This window comes from Ethanoligenens harbinense YUAN-3 (assembly GCF_000178115.2).
GTDB lineage: Bacteria > Bacillota > Clostridia > Oscillospirales > Ethanoligenentaceae > Ethanoligenens > Ethanoligenens harbinense.
Genome location: NC_014828.1, coordinates 1,922,797 through 1,940,345, shown reverse-complemented (window position 1 = coordinate 1,940,345; position 17,549 = coordinate 1,922,797). Strand labels below are relative to the sequence as shown.

The following is a 17,549-nucleotide window of genomic DNA, read 5'->3' as shown; positions in this document are numbered from 1 at the left end:
GCTATGGCAATTCAGACAAAAGAGCGCAACTTCGAACAAGAGATAGAATGGTGGCTCACTGAGGGTGCAGTCGAAGCCGACCGCTACAAGAAGGGCAATCCCGTCGATTTTGACCGCAAACTTGCATTGGATAAAGGGGCGATTCTGGCGTTTATCAAAGACACTCAGCCTGACGAATGGCAGGGGCTTTGCAGGCGTCACGGCTCGGAAGTCTCTGCCGAAGCGGAATTCTTCAAACGTCTTAATTCGGAACTGAACTCTCGCGGCATGATTGACGTGCTTCGCCACGGTGTGGTGGACCTTGGCATCTCCGTGCGGCTTGCTTACTTTAAGCCGGGCAGCGGCATGAATCAGAGCTTAACGGCTCTCTACGCCAAGAACGTCCTGCAGATAACGCGGCAGGTCAAGTACAGCCTGCAAAACGAGAACTCTATCGACACCGTTATCTTTCTGAACGGGCTGCCGATAATCACCATAGAGCTCAAAAATCCGCTCACAGGGCAGACGTATCGAAATGCCATCACGCAGTATGAAAACGATCGTGACCCGCGTGAACTTCTGCTTGCTTTCAAAAAGCGGGCTATTGTGCATTTTGCCGTGGACACCGAAGAAGTCTGGATGACCACTTGGCTTCGCAAACTTGATACCACCTTCATACCTTTCAATAAGGGAACCGAAGACCACGGAGCGGGCAATCCTGTCGCCGAGGGCGGTGATTATCGCACGGCGTACTTATGGAAAGAGATACTGCAAAGGGATAGCATTCTGGACATTCTGCACCGCTTCGTGCAGGTCTCGAAAGATGACAAGGGCAAGGAAAAATTGATATTTCCGCGTTACCACCAGTTGGACGCAGTCCGTAAATTGGTGGCGGATGCTTACGCCAACGGGTCGGGCAAGAACTATCTGATTCAGCATTCGGCAGGTTCGGGCAAATCGAACTCCATCGCTTGGCTTGCTCACCACTTGGCGAACCTGCATGATATACATGACGAGGTGATATTCCACAGCATCATCGTCATTACTGATCGCCGTGTTCTCGACAAACAACTCCAGCGCGATATTTACAACATGGAGCATAAGCCGGGCGTGGTCGTCCTCGTGGATAAGAACTCAAAGCAGCTAACCACCGCGCTGAACAACGGCGACAAAATCATCGTCTGCACCCTGCAGAAGTTCCCGTTTGTCGATGTGCAGAAGGTATCCACTACGGGCAAGCGGTTTGCTATTATCGTGGACGAGGCCCACTCATCTCAAACAGGCGACGCAAGCAAGCGTATGAAAGAGATTCTGGCGGACATCTCTTTGCAGGGTGACGATGTCGTCGAAAAAAAACTGCATGAGTTTGCAGTAGAAGAAGCAAAGGCCGAAGCCGAGGAAAAAGACCTTGACGAAGCTATCGCTGATGAAATGGCGGCACATGGTCAGCAGCCAAACCTCTCGTTCTTTGCTTTTACCGCCACGCCCAAACAAAAGACACTGGAAATATTTGGGCAAACGACAGCCGCTGGCAAGCCGGAGCCGTTCCACCTCTATAGCATGAGACAGGCCATCGAGGAGCATTTCATTTTCAATGTCCTTGAAAACTATACGACCTACGAAACCTACTTCCAAATTGGAAAGAAAATAGCCGACGACCCCGTGTATGGCAAGAATCTGGCGAACAAGGCTCTCGGCAAATATATGAGCCTCCACCCACACAACCTCGCACAGAAGGCGGAGGTCATCATTGAGCATTTCCGCAGTCAAGTGCAGCACCGCATCGGCGGGCAGGCGAAAGCTATGCTTGTGACGGGTTCGCGCCTCCACGCCGTGCGCTATTTCTTCGAGTTCCAGAGATACATCAAAAAGATGCACTATGACTTGGGCATCTTGGTGGCGTTCTCTGGCACGGTCAAAGACAAGGTGAGCGGCGAAATCAAAGAGTATACGGAATCTAACCTAAACAAGTTTCCGGATAGCGAGACTGTGGAAAAATTCGACACCGCCGAATATCAGCTTTTGATTGTCGCCGAAAAGTATCAGACGGGCTTCGACCAGCCGCTTCTGCACACGATGTATGTGGATAAGAAACTGACGGGCATTAAGGCTGTTCAGACGATTTCCCGCGTTAATCGCGCGTGTAAGGGTAAGACTGAGACCTTCATCTTGGACTTCGTCAACTCACGCGAAGACATCGAAAAGGCGTTTCAGGATTATTATCAGGCGACGGGCGTGGCTGAAACGACAGACCCGAACACCATCTACGACATCAAAAATTTCCTTGATCGCTTTATGCTCTACCGTGACAGCGAGATTGAGGCTTTCGCCAAGGTTTTCTTTAAGGAAACGAAGAACCAGGGAAACATTGACCTTGCGAAGCTGAATGGTTTTATCGACCCCGCTGTCGACCGCTACAATGCCCTGACCGAGGATCAGGATAAAATGGACTTCAAAGGCGCACTTGCAAAGTTCATCCGCCTGTATGCGTTTCTCACGCACATTATCAACCTCGGCGATGAGAATCTACACAAGTTCCATGCTTATGCCAAGTGCTTGCTCCGCAAACTGCCCAAAAGTGATACGGAGCGCACACCCGATATTGGCAGCGATGTTATGCTCCAATATTATCGAGTGCAGAAAGTGGCTGAAGGCTCTATTGCTTTGGCGAACGAGGACGGCATTCTAAAGAGTAAGACCTCCAGCACGGGATTGCCGATTGAAGACGAAAAAGAGGCTTTATCCGCTATCATCCAAAGCCTAAACGAACGCCTTGGCACGAACTTCACTGAAATGGATAAGGTTTTGGAGCAATTCGTTCAGGACATGTCCAATAACCAAGAGATGGTCTTGCGCTCTAAGAACCCGCTCGATCTCTTTAAAATCATTTACGACAATACCATTATGGATGTGGTTCTAGGACGCATGGCAAAGAACCAAGAATTCTGCGAGAAGTATCTGGAGGACGAGGAATTCAGACGCGAGATCGACAAAATATTATTGCCGCTTGTTCACGATCGGTTGTCGAAAATATAGGTGGTCGACTCGTGAAAAAATGCTGTTTAAGACTGTTCCATGCATACTTAAAGCCTTTATTATGAAGATTGAGAACGGCAAATTTAGCCCGCCAGAACTTCAATGCGGCTGTGCTTGGAAGGCCATAAAAGCCTGCGATCTGCTCGACTCAATGTTCAAGGCTATTCAAAAATACAAACTGCTCTCCGACCGAATTTCAGACGTCTTACCGTATGCCGACGTGATTCCAAACTGCTGTATGGTAAAGAATAAAGGAATTTCCGATATTCATTCTGCCATATCGAGCAATCAGTTTTGGGATGGTTGTGGCAGCTTATGGAGACTGGTGCAGGGGTAACACTGCCATATAAGTTATCGACTGCGCCGGCATCAATATTACGAAGGAGGTGAAACGTATGGCCAAATATACGGACGAAGAAATCAGAAACATGAAGAAAATAACTTGCAAGATTGCAGGAGACTACCTCGGTATTGCCCCGATGGCTGTAAGCATCGGCATGAGAAATGATTTGCTGCCCATAGGCTTTACTATTCATAATGACGACCGATACTCTGACAGCTGGAGCTACAATATCATTGCTGAGCGCCTAATCGCTTATAACCACGGGAAAATCAACGAGGTTCAGGTGAAAGACATCGAGAGAAATCTGAACACGATCATTTCACAGTTCGAAGAAATGAAACGTGACCTGCTTTTTTTATTAAGCGAAAAAGAGGAATTGGAGGGATAAAGCAATTTGACGCGGTTCTTGGGAAAGCTACCGAACAAAATCCGGTCCAAAACGCCCTTGGTTCGAACCCGATAGAAGATCAAACAAGTGAATTCCCGCATGTGTTCGTTGAACCTGATGCCGCGCCACCGAAACTAAAAATCATAACACAGTCTATGTTGAAGCCGATATCTGTGATAGGAAAGGAGGAGAGCGATATGCCAATAAAACCGGTGATTAATCTGACACGACGAGAGTTGTATGATGAAATCTGGGAGATTTCCGTTGCAGGTTTGGCAAAAAAACATGATATTTCTTACACCCACCTAATGAAACAGATAAAAGAAGCAGATATACCGGTTCCAACATCTGGGTATTGGACTCAGCTTGCTTATGGGAAACCTGCTTTCAAACCAGAATTGCCAGAACCGGCCGATGCGATGATTTCCATTTATGAGACTGTTCCGCGCACCAGGAAAAAGAAAAAGACAGTCGAACCGCCGTCACGGGAAGTCGTGAAAGAAATGCAGCCGGCTGAGAATACGCCTGTTTTAGCTGCTCCCGCTGATGATACGCCGGCAAAAGCAGCGGTTGCTCTCCCTGTCGTGGAGGACGCGGCAAATGCAGTATCGGAAGATCCTGTGATTTTGGTAGCTCCAGCGGTTAGCGAACCTGAAACATACACGCAGTATGGACAGACTTACAATGTATATGATCGAGAGACGATTTATAAAGAAGTATGGAAATTTCCTGTGACAGAGGTCGCGAAACGGTATAAAGTTTCCGATGTCACCATACATAAGGTTTGCAAGGCGCTGGAAATTCCGACGCCACCCGCGGGCTATTGGGCAAAAATGCGCGCCGGAAAGCCGGTTAGCGTGATTCCGCTTCCCCAAAGCGACACGGTTTCCAAAAGAACCGGTATCCAGACAGGCGTGACCCATCAGTTGGAAACGGCAAAGGAAACTCTTGCATTTTTGAGCGATGAAGACCGCTCTGTTATTCTCGCAATCACTTCTCAGATTCTGCTTCCAGATGATAAAGCGCGAATGCACTCCAATATCATCGCGCACCGCAAGGCCGTCGCAGAATGGAGGAGGCATGGTAAATACGCCGACAACAGGGGCTTGAACAGGCAGAATGCTGACCCGGCACCATCTTTGTCGAAATCCATTTCGGACGAAACGCTGCCCCGCGCGTGCCGGATCATTGATGCATTAATCAAGGCGATGGAGCCGCTCGGCTGCTCGCTGACCAACGATTTGGACTTTGTAGTAAACGGTGAAACGGTGCAGCTGTTTTTTTCTGAATCCCAAGACCAAACCAGTCATGTTCTTACAAAAGATGAAAACCTGCAGCTTTTGAAATATGAGGATGAACGCAGACATTCCTCTTGGGCATCCAAGCCACAAATACGAAAATACGACTATATTTTTAATGGACGGATCAGTCTGGCGGTCAACGGCCGAAAAAGCTTCCGCGACTGTAAATCGTATGTTTTGGAAGACCGTCTCGGCGATATCATGATCGAACTGTACGAAGCAGCCCAAGAAATAAAAAAAGCCCGTGAGGCCCGTGAAGAAGAGGAACGCAAGCGTCAGGAAGAGAAACGCCGTAAAGAAGAGTACCGAGATCGCTATAATATTGAGGTTGACCGAACGCTCGCTCTGACGAACCTTGCAGAGGATTATGATACCGCTTGCAAGATTCGGAACTATATTGCCGTTGTCGAAGCATCGGGGACGCCCGATGAGAAGACAGCCGAATGGGTCGGATGGGCGAAAACCAAGGCCGATTGGTATGACCCTACGGTTGCCAGAGATGACGAATTTTTTGGAGAGCGTAATCATGAAAAAAATGCTGAGGAGAAGAAATTGGGCCACAAAAATTACTGGTGGTAAACTTTTTGATTTGATCGAGGTGAGGCAAGACGCTTGCCCTAGAATATGCCCAGATTGCGGCCATGCTTTTGCGACGTTCCGCTTGTTTCTCAATACCAGTTTGACGTTCCTCACTTGTCAAAATATTATATAGCTTTTGCCCCTCTCTTGTGGTATGTTGTGTCACAAAGGGGGAGCTCGCTTATGGGTGACATATTATTCACAATATATCGTTGTTTTTACAAGATTCCAAAGGGTACGCCGCAGGCTCGGCGCATCGAAGCCAATCACCGAACACTGATTACGCACCTTAGCAAGGCTGACCGCAGGCTGGTGCTACGTATTATTGACGACAAGGATCAACTGATTAACGACATTTCATTGGACAGTTTTATAACCGGTTTTCAATTGGCGTGGCGTCTCGCAAACGAACTGAACGGGCATGACAAGCAACAAACCCCTGCTCTCGAAAGGTGAGTGAGAGCTTACGTCACTGGAGAAACGTACCACAATTTTTCTAGATTGCGTTCTTTGGCGAATGAACACGGACGCAGAAAGACTGGATTCGTGGGCTGGCTTCCCAGGCCAGCCCCCTCATTCTTTGATCTTCTGCTGATATTCCTCAAACGTAAGCTCGCTGCTCAGGGCTTTTGCGCGCAGCTCAACGGCATACCGCGACCACTGTTCAAATTCTGCGGCGCTCATTTTTCGTTTCATATGCCTCGCATAGTGTGTTTTATAGGCCCGGTTGTAGGTGAGCCAAACCGGGTCTGTTTTGCATTTGTCATCATATTTTTTGCGCGCGCCTACATCGCGGCAGGTCTTGGTATTGTCCTCTTCCAAAGGACGCTCACAGTAATCAGAATATTTACCGCCCTGCAGCAGGAAATACCGACCGCAGTGGAGACACCGCTTCGGCAGGTACCCAATTTTGAGCCCTCTGAAAAAATCCAGATATAAAAACGCCCCCAAGGTGCGGAAAGAATATTCTTCGCATAAGACGGCTCGGCCTTTTTCGTCCATGAGCACCGCGTGGCTCATGCTCACCGGGCCGGAAGTGTCGAGCTTCTGGTAGCCTTTTATCCGGTCGGCGCTTTTTTCTATAAAAGATTGATAAGCCTCGGCCGTCTCATGTGCATTCAAAAAATTGTTCTTCACATGCAGGAAGTGGTCAAGAAACTCGCAGTAAACATGTTTTACGCGCAGCAAATCGTCAATGAAGGTGAGATACCGGTCAAAAAAGGCGCCGATTTTTCGGTTTGCGTCTTCTATCTCGAGCAGGATATTGGGGTCATCTACCTGCATGTCCAGATATCTTGGAAAAAAGCGCGTGTGGTAGAAAAAAGAATCCTTCCCGTCGCCGGTTTCAAACCCGTAGTCGCTTTCATCGGAAGAATCAGAATCGTCTTCCTCATCGTCGTCTCCCCAATACGGATATGCGGCATTCAGATAGTCAAAAAGCTTGTCCCCGTTAAGAAGCTCGGCATCCATATTTTCGGCATACAGCGAAATCGAGCGGAGCAACTCGTCCACCAGATGCACCAGGCGCTGCGCCCGTTGCGCGTGCCGGTCATACTGCCGGATGTAATCCAAGGCGGCATCGTCCTGCAGAATAAGCTTCTGCCGCAAGGTCGCCAGTTCGTCGCGGATTTTCTCCAGTTTGCTGAAATCCATGTTTAGGCACTGGTTCAAAATCTCATTGCTGCGGTATCGCTTTTTCCCGTTGATGCAAACGGTGTCATTCCAGAAATACGCCTTGAACGCATACACCGGCCTCACCTCCATAAGAAAATTGAAAAGTAGAGAATGCTCACGTTTAAAATAGAGAATGTACTTAATATTATATTACATCTATTGACGATTGTCAAACAGGCTGTTACAATGCGGATAGAGTAAGAGAGTTAATACTTGAATTCTCTAACGCAAAGTGAAAGGATGAACTCATGGACAAGCTTGTGACCATGGACGGTGAGCAGCTGATGAGCGAGCCGCTGCCGCCCATTCGGTTTGTTGCCGAACGGTTACTCCCGCAGGGGCTTTCGATTCTTGCGGGCGCGCCGAAAATCGGCAAATCGTGGCTCGCGCTGTGGCTGTGTTTGCAGGTTGCGAACGGCGAGGCGGTTTGGGGATTTCCGACCGCCCGCGCGACGGTGCTTTATCTGTGTCTGGAGGACAGCTTCACGCGCATCCAGACGCGGCTGTGCCGCATTGCCGACGACGCACCGAAGAATCTGCATTTTGCTACGGTAGCGGCAAGCCTTGGCGAAGGCCTGGAACGGCAGATTGAAAAATTCCTGTCCCTGCATCCCGATACGTCACTTATCGTCATCGATACCCTGCAGCGCATCCGAAAGCAGGCGCCCGACGCAAACCCTTATGCCGGAGACTACCGCGATATTGTGCTGCTCAAGAAGCTGGCGGACCGGTACAACATCGCCGTCATCCTGATTCATCACCTGCGCAAAATGAGCGATGAGGACCCGGTCAACATGATCTCTGGCACCACGGGCATCAGCGGCGGCGCGGACGCAACTTATGTGCTGAAGCGTGACAGCCGCTCCGCCGACACGGCGATCCTTTACTGCACGGGGCGGGATATCGAATACCGCGAGCTCCGGTTGGAATTTGACCGGAATACATATGTTTGGAATCTGCTCTCGGACAACCGTGACGCAGCGCCGGAACCCAGCGATCCGACGATTTCATTTCTTGCAGATTTTATCCGGGCACGCGGGAGTTTTACGGGAACGGCGACGGCGCTTGCCGAGGAAATGGAACGAAGCGGCGGTGAGAAACTTCTCCCCAATGTCCTGATGAAAAAGATCATCCGCAATCAAGTGGAATTATCGCGTAATGGCATTGTATTTTCCGCAAAGCGCACGCATGACCGTCGGGAGCTCACGCTGGCCCGCGTCGACAATGACGGGAATGACGGCAAATCCGATATGGCCTCCGTGCCAAATTTGCCGTCGCAGTTGTCGCAGCCGTCGCAGGCATAGATTTTTGCCGCCCAGCGCGATGCTCCGTATTGCAATGTTATTCGATTGGCACATTCGGGCTGCCGTTTCCGCATACGGCGTAAAGTGTTTGCCCTTTTCTTTTACAAAGTGTGCCATCATGTCTCGCAAGCTGGCCGTCAACTCTGAAACTGTGACATCATGGCACACCGACGAGCGGCTACAAAAAAGGCCATCCGACACAACCAAAATGCAGGAACGATAGGACGGCCTATCGATCGCCCTGTCCCCACCGTGTGGCTTCGTGTGCCGTTTTCAGCGGCGGGAGGCATCCGTGCCCCATCCGTCGGGTTCGCGGCCCGTGCCGGGGCTTTGTGCGGAAATTTGGGCAGCGGGGCAGCAGGATTCTAAAACAGCAGAAAGAAAATCGGACGGTGCGAACTCATCCGTTCAGGGTTCCCGTCGGCGTTTGCCAGAGTGGGGTGTGCTCCGACGATCCGTGCTTTTCCTTTTACAAGTGGGCGGGCGTTTTACAGGTGGAATCCATATGCAGGTTAAAACGCGGTGCCGTAAGCGGCACTCGCGCGGCTCACACCGTCCCGCAACGCGGGGCGGGATGCGGGGTTGCGGGCTTTGCGCCTGATGCACCGGAGGAGTCATAAAAGTGGATACGGCCCCGTTTCATCCGTCCGGGCGGCGAGACGCTGGCGTAAGTTGGGCATTTGCGGGGATGTCCCACACGGAATTTTAACGATTCAGGGGGCTTGAAAATGGAACAGGAGAAAAAGGAAAGGGTCTGGATCTGGATGCCGCCCGGCATGGTGCGGCAGGCCGACGCGGCTTACCCGCTGCACGGGCTTGCGAGCCGCAGCGAATTTGTCTGCAAAGCCGTGGAATTTTACCTCGGCTTCCTGCAGGCGGACAGCAGCACCGCATACATGCAAAAAACAACGCTCGCGTTTTTGGAAGACCAGTTGACCAAGTTAGAGGCCCGCATGTGCCGCCAACTGTTTCGCATGTGCGTGGAGATGTCCATGTCGGCGAATGTTTCGGCGAGCCTGATTCACGGGCTTTCGGATGAAACACTGCAGGCGCTCCGAAAGAAGTGCGTGCAAGATGTGAAACACACCGTCGGCAGCATCCGGTATGACAAAATCTATCATTTTCAAAACCCGGATTTTACGGAGGAAGACGATGACACGGAAAACTGAAAAAATCACGGTGTCGCTGCCAGCCGAAACGCTCCAACTGGCGGAGGACAAATACAGAGCATTCGGCTTTGAGAACCGCTCCGCCTTTATTGACGCGGCTATCAGGGAGTATGTCAGCCGCGATCTGCTGCGGCAGTTTTCCGGCGAGCTGGCGGCGTTATACGGCAAAATTGAGCGCAGCGAAATCAAGGGGCTGGAAGAACACCTTTCCAAGCTGTCCTACAAAATCGCGGTGGAGTTGGCGCAGATCAATCTGCTTCTCGCTTCTCTTCTGGAGGTGCCTTACCCGGATACACAGAGGCTGCGTGGAAAAGCGGTGCGGCTGGTCGGGGAAAGTCGTGGGTACGTGCCGCTGAAGGACGCGATTTGCAACCGGATGGATATTCATTATCTCGAAAATGATGAATGAGAGGAGTATGGCATGGAACACGCACGCAAAAGAAGGTTCATTCCCATCCACGGCGCGGCGTCCTGGCAGCACCATGGCGGTGTGGATTTTCTGGTCACCAGCCAATTCTGCGGATGGGAAAGCATTATCACCCGCTTGCAGGAGCTGATGGTCGCCGAACTCGAAGACGGTGAATTTGATGACAGCGATGGCGATCGTTTACCTGATGGCGAAGATACCGATACGCTTTCTTCCGAAAAGCCATAGCTTTCAAAAAAGCTTTGCGGTATACTGTCCGCTGAGACAGGCTGCCGCCGCGAACCGACAGCCCCGAGAGGGGCAGACAAGTCCGGGAAAGGAGCATTCATGCAACAGACGCAGACAGTCAACGCCGGCATCTACTGCCGGCTTTCCGTAGATGATGGCAATCTCGCGGAAAGCGAAAGCATCCAGACCCAGAAGGCCATGCTCACCGACTATTGCCGCCAGCATCATTTTCACATCGTGGATTACTTTGTGGACGACGGCTGCTCCGGCACCAATTTCGACCGGCCTGAATTTCAGCGCATGCTGGCCGAGATCGAGGCAGGGCGCATCAATACCGTGATCTGCAAAGACCTGTCGCGGTTCGGCCGCAACTATTATGAGGCCGGCATGTACCTTGACCAGTATTTCGTCCAGCGGGATATTCGGTTCATTGCGCCCGGCGACAACGTGGACACCAGCAAGGGCCCTCTTGACCTGAGCGTGCCCGTGCTCAACATGATGAACGACTTTTATGCCCGTGGAATCTCGCAGAAAACCAAAGCGGCGAAAATCACGCGCGCCAAGCAGGGAATGTTCATCGGCTCCAAAGCGCCCTACGGGTATTGCAAAGACCCGGCGGACAAGCATCATCTGCTGGTGGACGAGGAGGCGGCCGCCGTTGTGCGGCGCATCTTCGCAATGGCGGCGGATGGGCAGGGCTACAACCGCATCGCGCGTGCCCTGCACGCCGAAGGCATCCCAAACCCGATGTCCTATTTCAACGAGAAGCATCCGGATTATTTCAAAAGCCCCTATTGGAAGCGAGACACCCAATGGCATGTCACATCCATCCAGAAGATTCTGGAGAACCCTGTCTATCTGGGCTGCATGGCGCAGTGCCGCGTCGGCAATAAAACTATGAAGGGCAAAACGGTCAAAAAACCGCGCGAGGACTGGATCGTGGTGGAGAACACCCACGAGGCGCTGGTGACAGCCGAGCAATGGGAACTGGTGCACCGCCAGCTCGCCATCAAGCGGCGGGCGCGCAAAGACGGTGAACCTCAGATGTTCGCGGGCCTGCTTTACTGCTCGGACTGCGGTTCCGCGCTCTCATTCTCAACCGTGCACCGCAAGACCAAGCCGGATGGCGGCCGGTACAAATGCTGGCTGTATATGCGCCACGGGAAGGAGGCCTGCACGTCCCATTACATCAGCCTCGACCAGATCAGCGCGGTGGTGCTCAACGACATCCGCAAACAGGCGCGATATGCCTGCCTTTACCGCGACACCTTCCTGAAAAAACTGAAGGCTGCCATGGCGGAGCAGGAGAGCCAGTCGCTCAAACAACAGGAGAAAGAGGATGCCAAAATGCGAAAACGTATCGCGGCGCTCGATGGTATCATCAAGAAGCTGTTGGAGCAAAACGCTTCCGGAGCCATTACGGACGAACGGTTCGCCGCCCTCACCGCCGAATATGAAAATGAGCAGGCCGGTTTGAAGGAAACCCTCACGGCACACGAACAGGCCGCCCAGGCGGTGCGGGAAGCGGCGGAGAACGCGGAGCGGTTCACACAGGTCATCAAGGACTACACCGACCTGCATTTTCTGGACAGCCGCATCCTGCACACGCTGATCCAGCGCATCGAGGTGTATCCAAGGCAGGTAGACGAGCAGGGGTGCCGAACGCAGCGGGTGGACATCTGCTATAACTTCATCGGGATGACGGAAATTGAGCTGTAAAACAAAATGCGTGGGTCGCCTGACAACTGATTGCAAACCGCAATACAATCGGGTATACTAATAGAAAGCGAGGTGAATTTTCTATGGCGAGAACATCCAATATCTTTGCGCGCGTCGAGCCCGAGGTCAAAGAGCAGGCGGAAAAAGTGCTGAACCAGCTGGGCATCCCGATGTCCAACGCAATCGGCCTTTTCCTGCGCCAGGTCGTGTTGCAGAGGGGAATTCCCTTCGACATGAAGCTGCCGTCCAATCAGCCGCTTGCGATAGGCAGCCTTAGCGACGAGCAATTTAACGCGGAAATCGAAAAAGGCTTCCGTAATCTGGCGGCCGGAAATGTGGTCCCGGCGGAGCGTCTCGCGGAAGACCTGCGCCGGGAATACGGTCTATGAGCCAGTGGCAAATTGTCTACACCGAGCAGGCGGCGCGGGATCTGCGGGGCATCCACGACTATATCGCATTCACCCTGCTGGAGCCGGAGATCGCCAGAAAGCAGACCAGACGCATTCTGGACGCGGTCGCAACACTCGATGAAATGCCGCTGCGCTGCCCGCTCTACGAAAAAGAGCCATGGCGCGGCAAAGGCTTGCGGGTATTGCCGGTGGACCGCTATCTTGCCTTTTATCTGCCGATGGAACCGCGTAACACCGTTGCGGTAATTCGGGTCATGTACGGCGGGCGAAATCTTGAGGAACAGCTGAAACAAACGGATTTGAACGTATAGCCTGTGGTTTTATAACCACCCCACGGTCAGGAGTTCGATCCTCCTCATCTCCACCACAAAAATCCAGTACCCATGTGGGTGCTGGATTTTTTATGCTTAAAAATAAGTAGCGACGTCACAACAAAAACCTACTTCTTCTGTGTAATCGCCCGCGAAGCTGCTACCTCAAAATTTTGTATTTTCATGGAGAAATGATCGTATAGTATGCACTTTTGGACAGCTTGTTGTAGTCCAGTATTTGGTGAACGGAGATATTGAAATCGATGTCCAACGAATAGACCCTGTGGATGGAAACTTTTTGGATGAGCTGCAAGACAATCATTTTTTCCGTGATGCTGCACTTGCTCCAAAGCTCTGACCAATTCACCACACGACTATAGAATTTATGAATCTCCACGCCTTTCGTTTAGACGTTCAATAAATTCTTTCAGCCAGTGTGAAAGGTCGGCCTTGGCCTGTTTGACAGCATCAACGACCTGTTCCACCAGGCCGTTGATGCTGTCCATGTTTAATGGGCTCTCACCGCAGATGACTTTGAGCACCTTGAATCGGGGAAACACGGGGACTCCCCTTGGTTTTCTCCCGGTATGGGGAGCATTCAAGACTTGCCAGCGGGTTATGGCGCTTGTGGCGCTTTGGCATCCGTGATCGGCAGGCGGTTCCGACAGTTACGAGCTGCCGCACGTTTTGTTTGTGGTATCCTTTCCGCCGCGAGTCATGGCAACTGGTAAACCGCGCCGGTTTGCAGAAGCAATGTGTCGCTTGTGCCTTGCGATTCGTTTTGACAGACCTCTCTGATAGGCTTATTATGCAGCGCTCAGACCAAAAATTCTACGTCTGTTCCTCTCCGTTCGTCGAAATACTGCACGGAAAACTTTTTTTCCGCCAAATCAACATACAGTTCGGTCCAAAGTTCGCTATTTTCCCAGTGGATCGCAAAACAGTTTGGCTCTACTTGCCGAGAGATGGAGACAGTTCCCTCAAACGCACCGTAACTGTTCCGGAAACGCATAAGACGAAACAGTTTTTTTAGCAGCGGGCGCTGTGTTTCAGTTGCGATTTCTTCCTCTGTATAATAGTGCCGATTGATATTACGGCCTTCTTTGGTGCGCCCTAACAAGTCAACATCGTTTTTGCCCGCCAGCATCCCCACATAATACACCTGTGGGATACCCGGAGCAAACAACTGAATAACACGTGCCAATAAGTAAGCAGCGTCGTCGTTTCCCAGCGCAGAATAATAAGTGCAGTTGATCTGGTAAATATCCAGATTGTTATATTCGGCGGAACTGTATTTTTGTTTTATATTCGCACCATGTTCATACAGCGCCTTGATTGTGAAATCAATTTCTTTATCGGTTAACAAGCTTTTGACATCCACCACGCCGATGCCATCATGTGTATCCAAAGTCGTAAACTGCTTGCGGGGGCATATTTCAAGCCAGTGTACCAACCGTTCTGCGAGGCCGGAATACAATGCGTGTAATACAAGCATGGGCAAGGAAAAGTCATAGACCCAGTTACCATGCTCGGCCAGCTTCAACTGGATGCTGTAATGCTCATGAATTTCAGGCAGGATATCTACATGAAACGGCTTGAGAATTTCACTGTATTCATTCAGAATATTCCAGATATCGGGTTCAATAAAAAAGCAACTGGTACCCGGCCTTTTAGTCACATAGGCCAATGCGTCCAACCGAATGATAGAAGCCCCCTGTTTGACGAGAAATTCCAGGTTATTGCGGTTAAAGCGTTTGGTAACAGTGCTTCTCACATTTAAATCAATTTGTTCCTCGCTGAACGTACACCAAACTTTTTCTTCGGTGCCATCCGTGAAGTGTGCATCAACATATGGGGCACGGGGTTTGCGCTTGTAAATGACATCCACCTGTTCCTGCGTGGGAAAGCTATTTTTCCAAAAAATTTTATATCGGATAAACAAATCTTTCCAGAGAGATGCATCCTTGTTTTTTAAAAAATCCTGATAATAGGCGCTTTGCGCAGAAATGTGATTGAGCATATAATCAAACATCAAATAATATTCCTGTGCCAGCGCGCCAATGTCTTCAAATGTGCCGAATTCTGGGGAGACTTTCTTATATGTTACGGGAGAAAAACCACGATCACCGCTGGATGGGAAAAACGGAAGAATATGCACACCCCCAACAACGCCATCGAAATATCGTTTGAGTATAGCGCGCAGATCTTTGAGATTTCGCCCTAAGCTATCTGGATAGGTGATCAGCATGACTTGATTTTTTACAGGCATATACGCTCCTTTAGAACTTGTGCAAGCCACACCTTTAAAGTGTGGTCACGACTTAAAACAACAAGCCGCTTCAATTTTATTGTGCAAGAAAACGTTCGTGCGCCTGCCGGAGCTCTTCCGCTTTTTCTTCCGGGCAAGTGGGGTTACAATGTGCCCATGCGCCCGTCTCGCTGGATGCATTGAACTTCTGCTTTGTTTCTGAACGCATCGGCGGGAAAAACTCGATATGAAAATGGTAATAATCCGAGGTATCCCCGTAATTGACCGGGGCATTGTGCATGCACATCATGTATGGAAATTTGTAACCAAACAGGCTGTCCAGCGTGCCGGCCGTCTCTTTTAGCGCGGCAGCCAGCGCGTTACGTTCTTCATCGGTAAAATCCACGATCGCGCCGGTATGGCGTTTGCTGTATAAATAGACACCATATGGGTATTCCGTGTAAAACGGCAATAAGCAAACAAAATGGTCGTTTTCAAAGATAATGCGTTTTTGAAAATCTTGTTCCGCTTTCAAGTTGTCGCAGAACAGGCAGCGGCTGTTTTCGTTGTAATACGCTTCGCTCGCTTCCAGTTCCAGACGTAGTTTTTTCGGAACGATTGAGTACCCGTAAATCTGTCCGTGTGGATGCGGCATGGTTACACCCACGACATCGCCGCAGTTTTCAAAAATAAAGACATATTTGATTTTTTTATCTTGCCGCAGCGCGTCATATCGTTCCGCCCAAAGGTCAACCAGTTTGCGGATGTGCGGCACCGGCAATTCCGGCAGAGTGATCGTGTGCTCGGGAGAATACAGGATGACCTCGCATTTGCCATATGCCGGTCGCACCTTAAAAAAGTCGGTCGCCACGTCATCCGGTTCCGGCGGGGTCTGCGAAAGCGCGGGGAAGTCATTGTCATATTTCAAAACGTCATACCGGCCGGGAACCTTTCCGGAACCCGGGCAAAATGGACACCAGTCCTTTGGCATTTGCGGACGGTTCTGCCGGGATGACGCAATCATGATCCAGTCTTGAATAAACGGATGCCAGCGAAGTTCAGCCATAATAAATTCCTCCGAATTGACAGATTGCATGTAACGCAGCCGTTCCGTCGCAGACAAATGGAATGGCCGCGTTGGAATATTTCCTGTTTTATTCCGAGACACGTACGGCGCCGACCGGACGCACTCGTAACCGGTAGCACGCATGCTCTCCAAAAACACGGTTCATTTCGGCCGTATAAACGTCTGCCGGTTTATTGGGCACAAATGCCTGGATCGTTCCGGCAAATCCGCCGCCATGCACACGCCATGCGCCGTTTTTCTCCAGAATTTTTTCAGAAAGCGCGAGTGCGAGCGATAATCCCTGTTGTCTGGGATCTTGGATCGAATAGACATTTTGGAGATATTGAAATGAGGAACGGCCGGATTGTATCACCAGATTAAGGAACGCTTGAAAGTTCCCACTGCGCAGTGCTTCCACTTCCCCGGATACGCGCGCGTTGTCTCCAAAGAAATGGAGCGCACGCAGAACCGCGCGGTCTCCCAGTTTTGCACGGATTTCCGGCAGGCGCGTGAAGAACTGTTCCTCGTTGCACTTCCGCAGTACGGTATGTCCCAGCAGAGTGGCAACGGCTTTCATTTCCGACTGGATGGACGCATAATCCGCATTGAGGTCGGCGTGGTTGCCCGCCGTGTCGATGATGCAGAGCGTATAGCCGGTTTGCGCCATATCCAAATCGATCTTTTGTACCAATGGGTTTTCCGGGTCGGCGAAATCGATAGAAATAAAGCCACCGACCGCACTCGCCATCTGATCCATTAGTCCACAGGGCTTGCCGAAAAATTCCCGCTTGGCATACTGGCCCGTTTTGGCCATAGTGACGGTGTCGATCTTGCCGCCGTTGAACAGGTGGCTGAAAATGTTGGCGCACATCACTTCAAAAGCCGCCGAGGAAGAAAGGCCGCTTCCCTTTAAGACATTGGAAGTTATATATGCGTCGAATCCACCAACGGTGTAACCCAGTGTTTGCAAACGTGCGGCTGTCCCCCGGATGAGCGCTTTGGATGTAAAGTGTTCATTCTCCACCGGCCGGAGCGTTTGAATGCTCAATTTATCCATTCCAAACCCTTCGGATTGCAACCGTATCTGTGTATTTCCGGACTTTCTGGCCACTGCGATCACGTCCAGATCCACGGCGCATGCCAGCACGCGCCCATGGTTATGGTCGGTGTGGTTGCCGCCTATCTCGCTGCGACCCGGAACACTCAAAATCTGCACGTCCCCGCCGCCATAAAGCTGCGCAAACGCATTCAGCGCGTCCAGATACCGTTTGCGCTGTGCGTGAACGGTGGCTTCTCCATAAAGGAGGCCCAATGTTTGATCCAGCCTGCTCTCCTGAATCTCTTTTTTAATTTGCAAAAGTTCCATG

The 17,549-nt window shown here is 50.9% G+C and carries 17 protein-coding genes; 12 read left to right on the top strand and 5 right to left on the bottom strand.

Annotation, left to right across the window (positions count from 1 at the left end; genetic code table 11):
- The first annotated feature begins 3 nt into the window (after window positions 1–3).
- The 5 genes from ETHHA_RS09055 to ETHHA_RS09035 all read left to right on the top strand — a co-directional run bounded on the left by ETHHA_RS09055 (window position 4) and on the right by ETHHA_RS09035 (window position 6,082).
- Window positions 4–3,015: a type I restriction endonuclease subunit R gene (locus ETHHA_RS09055; protein ID WP_013485677.1), complete on the top strand. Its 3,012-nt coding sequence runs from the start codon at window positions 4–6 to the stop codon at window positions 3,013–3,015.
- Between the two features lie 61 nt (window positions 3,016–3,076).
- On the top strand, window positions 3,077–3,352 hold the full coding sequence (locus ETHHA_RS09050; protein WP_137143880.1) for a hypothetical protein: 276 nt from the start codon (window positions 3,077–3,079) through the stop codon (window positions 3,350–3,352).
- 58 nt (window positions 3,353–3,410) lie between these two features.
- Window positions 3,411–3,746 (top strand): hypothetical protein, encoded by a 336-nt coding sequence (locus tag ETHHA_RS09045; protein WP_013485676.1) that lies wholly within the window; start codon window positions 3,411–3,413, stop codon window positions 3,744–3,746.
- A 197-nt stretch (window positions 3,747–3,943) separates the two neighbouring features.
- A complete protein-coding gene (locus ETHHA_RS09040) occupies window positions 3,944–5,626 on the top strand; it encodes a hypothetical protein (protein ID WP_013485675.1) in 1,683 nt (560 codons plus the stop codon).
- Between the two features lie 183 nt (window positions 5,627–5,809).
- Complete coding sequence (locus tag ETHHA_RS09035) at window positions 5,810–6,082, top strand: DUF6809 family protein (protein ID WP_013485674.1); 273 nt, start codon at window positions 5,810–5,812, stop codon at window positions 6,080–6,082.
- A 117-nt stretch (window positions 6,083–6,199) separates the two neighbouring features.
- Here ETHHA_RS09035 and ETHHA_RS09030 read toward each other — a convergent pair whose 3' ends face one another.
- Window positions 6,200–7,375 carry a DUF6076 domain-containing protein gene (locus ETHHA_RS09030; RefSeq protein ID WP_013485673.1) on the bottom strand — a complete coding sequence of 392 codons (1,176 nt, stop codon included), beginning with the start codon at window positions 7,373–7,375 and terminating at the stop codon, window positions 6,200–6,202.
- A gap of 173 nt (window positions 7,376–7,548) precedes the next feature.
- Here ETHHA_RS09030 and ETHHA_RS09025 point away from each other — a divergent pair, with 173 nt between their 5' ends.
- The 7 genes from ETHHA_RS09025 to ETHHA_RS08995 all read left to right on the top strand — a co-directional run bounded on the left by ETHHA_RS09025 (window position 7,549) and on the right by ETHHA_RS08995 (window position 12,868).
- A complete protein-coding gene (locus tag ETHHA_RS09025) occupies window positions 7,549–8,604 on the top strand; it encodes an AAA family ATPase (RefSeq protein WP_013485672.1) in 1,056 nt (351 codons plus the stop codon).
- 728 nt (window positions 8,605–9,332) lie between these two features.
- On the top strand, window positions 9,333–9,773 hold the full coding sequence (locus tag ETHHA_RS09020; protein ID WP_013485671.1) for a hypothetical protein: 441 nt from the start codon (window positions 9,333–9,335) through the stop codon (window positions 9,771–9,773).
- Entirely contained in the window at window positions 9,757–10,182 is a 426-nt protein-coding gene (locus ETHHA_RS09015; RefSeq protein ID WP_013485670.1) for a CopG family ribbon-helix-helix protein, read from the top strand. Before ETHHA_RS09020 ends, ETHHA_RS09015 begins: the two co-directional genes overlap by 17 nt.
- Window positions 10,183–10,194: 12 nt before the next feature.
- Window positions 10,195–10,428, top strand: a complete 234-nt coding sequence (locus tag ETHHA_RS09010; protein ID WP_013485669.1) for a hypothetical protein — start codon at window positions 10,195–10,197, stop codon at window positions 10,426–10,428.
- A gap of 99 nt (window positions 10,429–10,527) precedes the next feature.
- On the top strand, window positions 10,528–12,147 hold the full coding sequence (locus tag ETHHA_RS09005; RefSeq protein ID WP_013485668.1) for a recombinase family protein: 1,620 nt from the start codon (window positions 10,528–10,530) through the stop codon (window positions 12,145–12,147).
- An 83-nt stretch (window positions 12,148–12,230) separates the two neighbouring features.
- Complete coding sequence (locus tag ETHHA_RS09000; protein ID WP_013485667.1) at window positions 12,231–12,536, top strand: type II toxin-antitoxin system RelB/DinJ family antitoxin; 306 nt, start codon at window positions 12,231–12,233, stop codon at window positions 12,534–12,536.
- Window positions 12,533–12,868: a type II toxin-antitoxin system RelE/ParE family toxin gene (locus ETHHA_RS08995; protein ID WP_013485666.1), complete on the top strand. Its 336-nt coding sequence runs from the start codon at window positions 12,533–12,535 to the stop codon at window positions 12,866–12,868. Before ETHHA_RS09000 ends, ETHHA_RS08995 begins: the two co-directional genes overlap by 4 nt.
- 383 nt (window positions 12,869–13,251) lie before the next feature.
- Here ETHHA_RS08995 and ETHHA_RS15610 read toward each other — a convergent pair whose 3' ends face one another.
- The 4 genes from ETHHA_RS15610 to ETHHA_RS08975 form a co-directional block, all read right to left on the bottom strand.
- Window positions 13,252–13,428, bottom strand: coding sequence for a hypothetical protein (locus tag ETHHA_RS15610; protein WP_013485665.1), 177 nt, complete (start codon window positions 13,426–13,428; stop codon window positions 13,252–13,254).
- Window positions 13,429–13,685: 257 nt separating this feature from the next.
- A complete protein-coding gene (gtfA, locus tag ETHHA_RS08985) occupies window positions 13,686–15,137 on the bottom strand; it encodes a sucrose phosphorylase (protein ID WP_013485664.1) in 1,452 nt (483 codons plus the stop codon).
- A 76-nt stretch (window positions 15,138–15,213) separates the two neighbouring features.
- Entirely contained in the window at window positions 15,214–16,212 is a 999-nt protein-coding gene (galT, locus tag ETHHA_RS08980; RefSeq protein WP_341349185.1) for a galactose-1-phosphate uridylyltransferase, read from the bottom strand.
- Between the two features lie 58 nt (window positions 16,213–16,270).
- Complete coding sequence (locus ETHHA_RS08975; protein ID WP_013485662.1) at window positions 16,271–17,548, bottom strand: galactokinase; 1,278 nt, start codon at window positions 17,546–17,548, stop codon at window positions 16,271–16,273.
- Between the last annotated feature and the right edge of the window lies 1 nt (window position 17,549).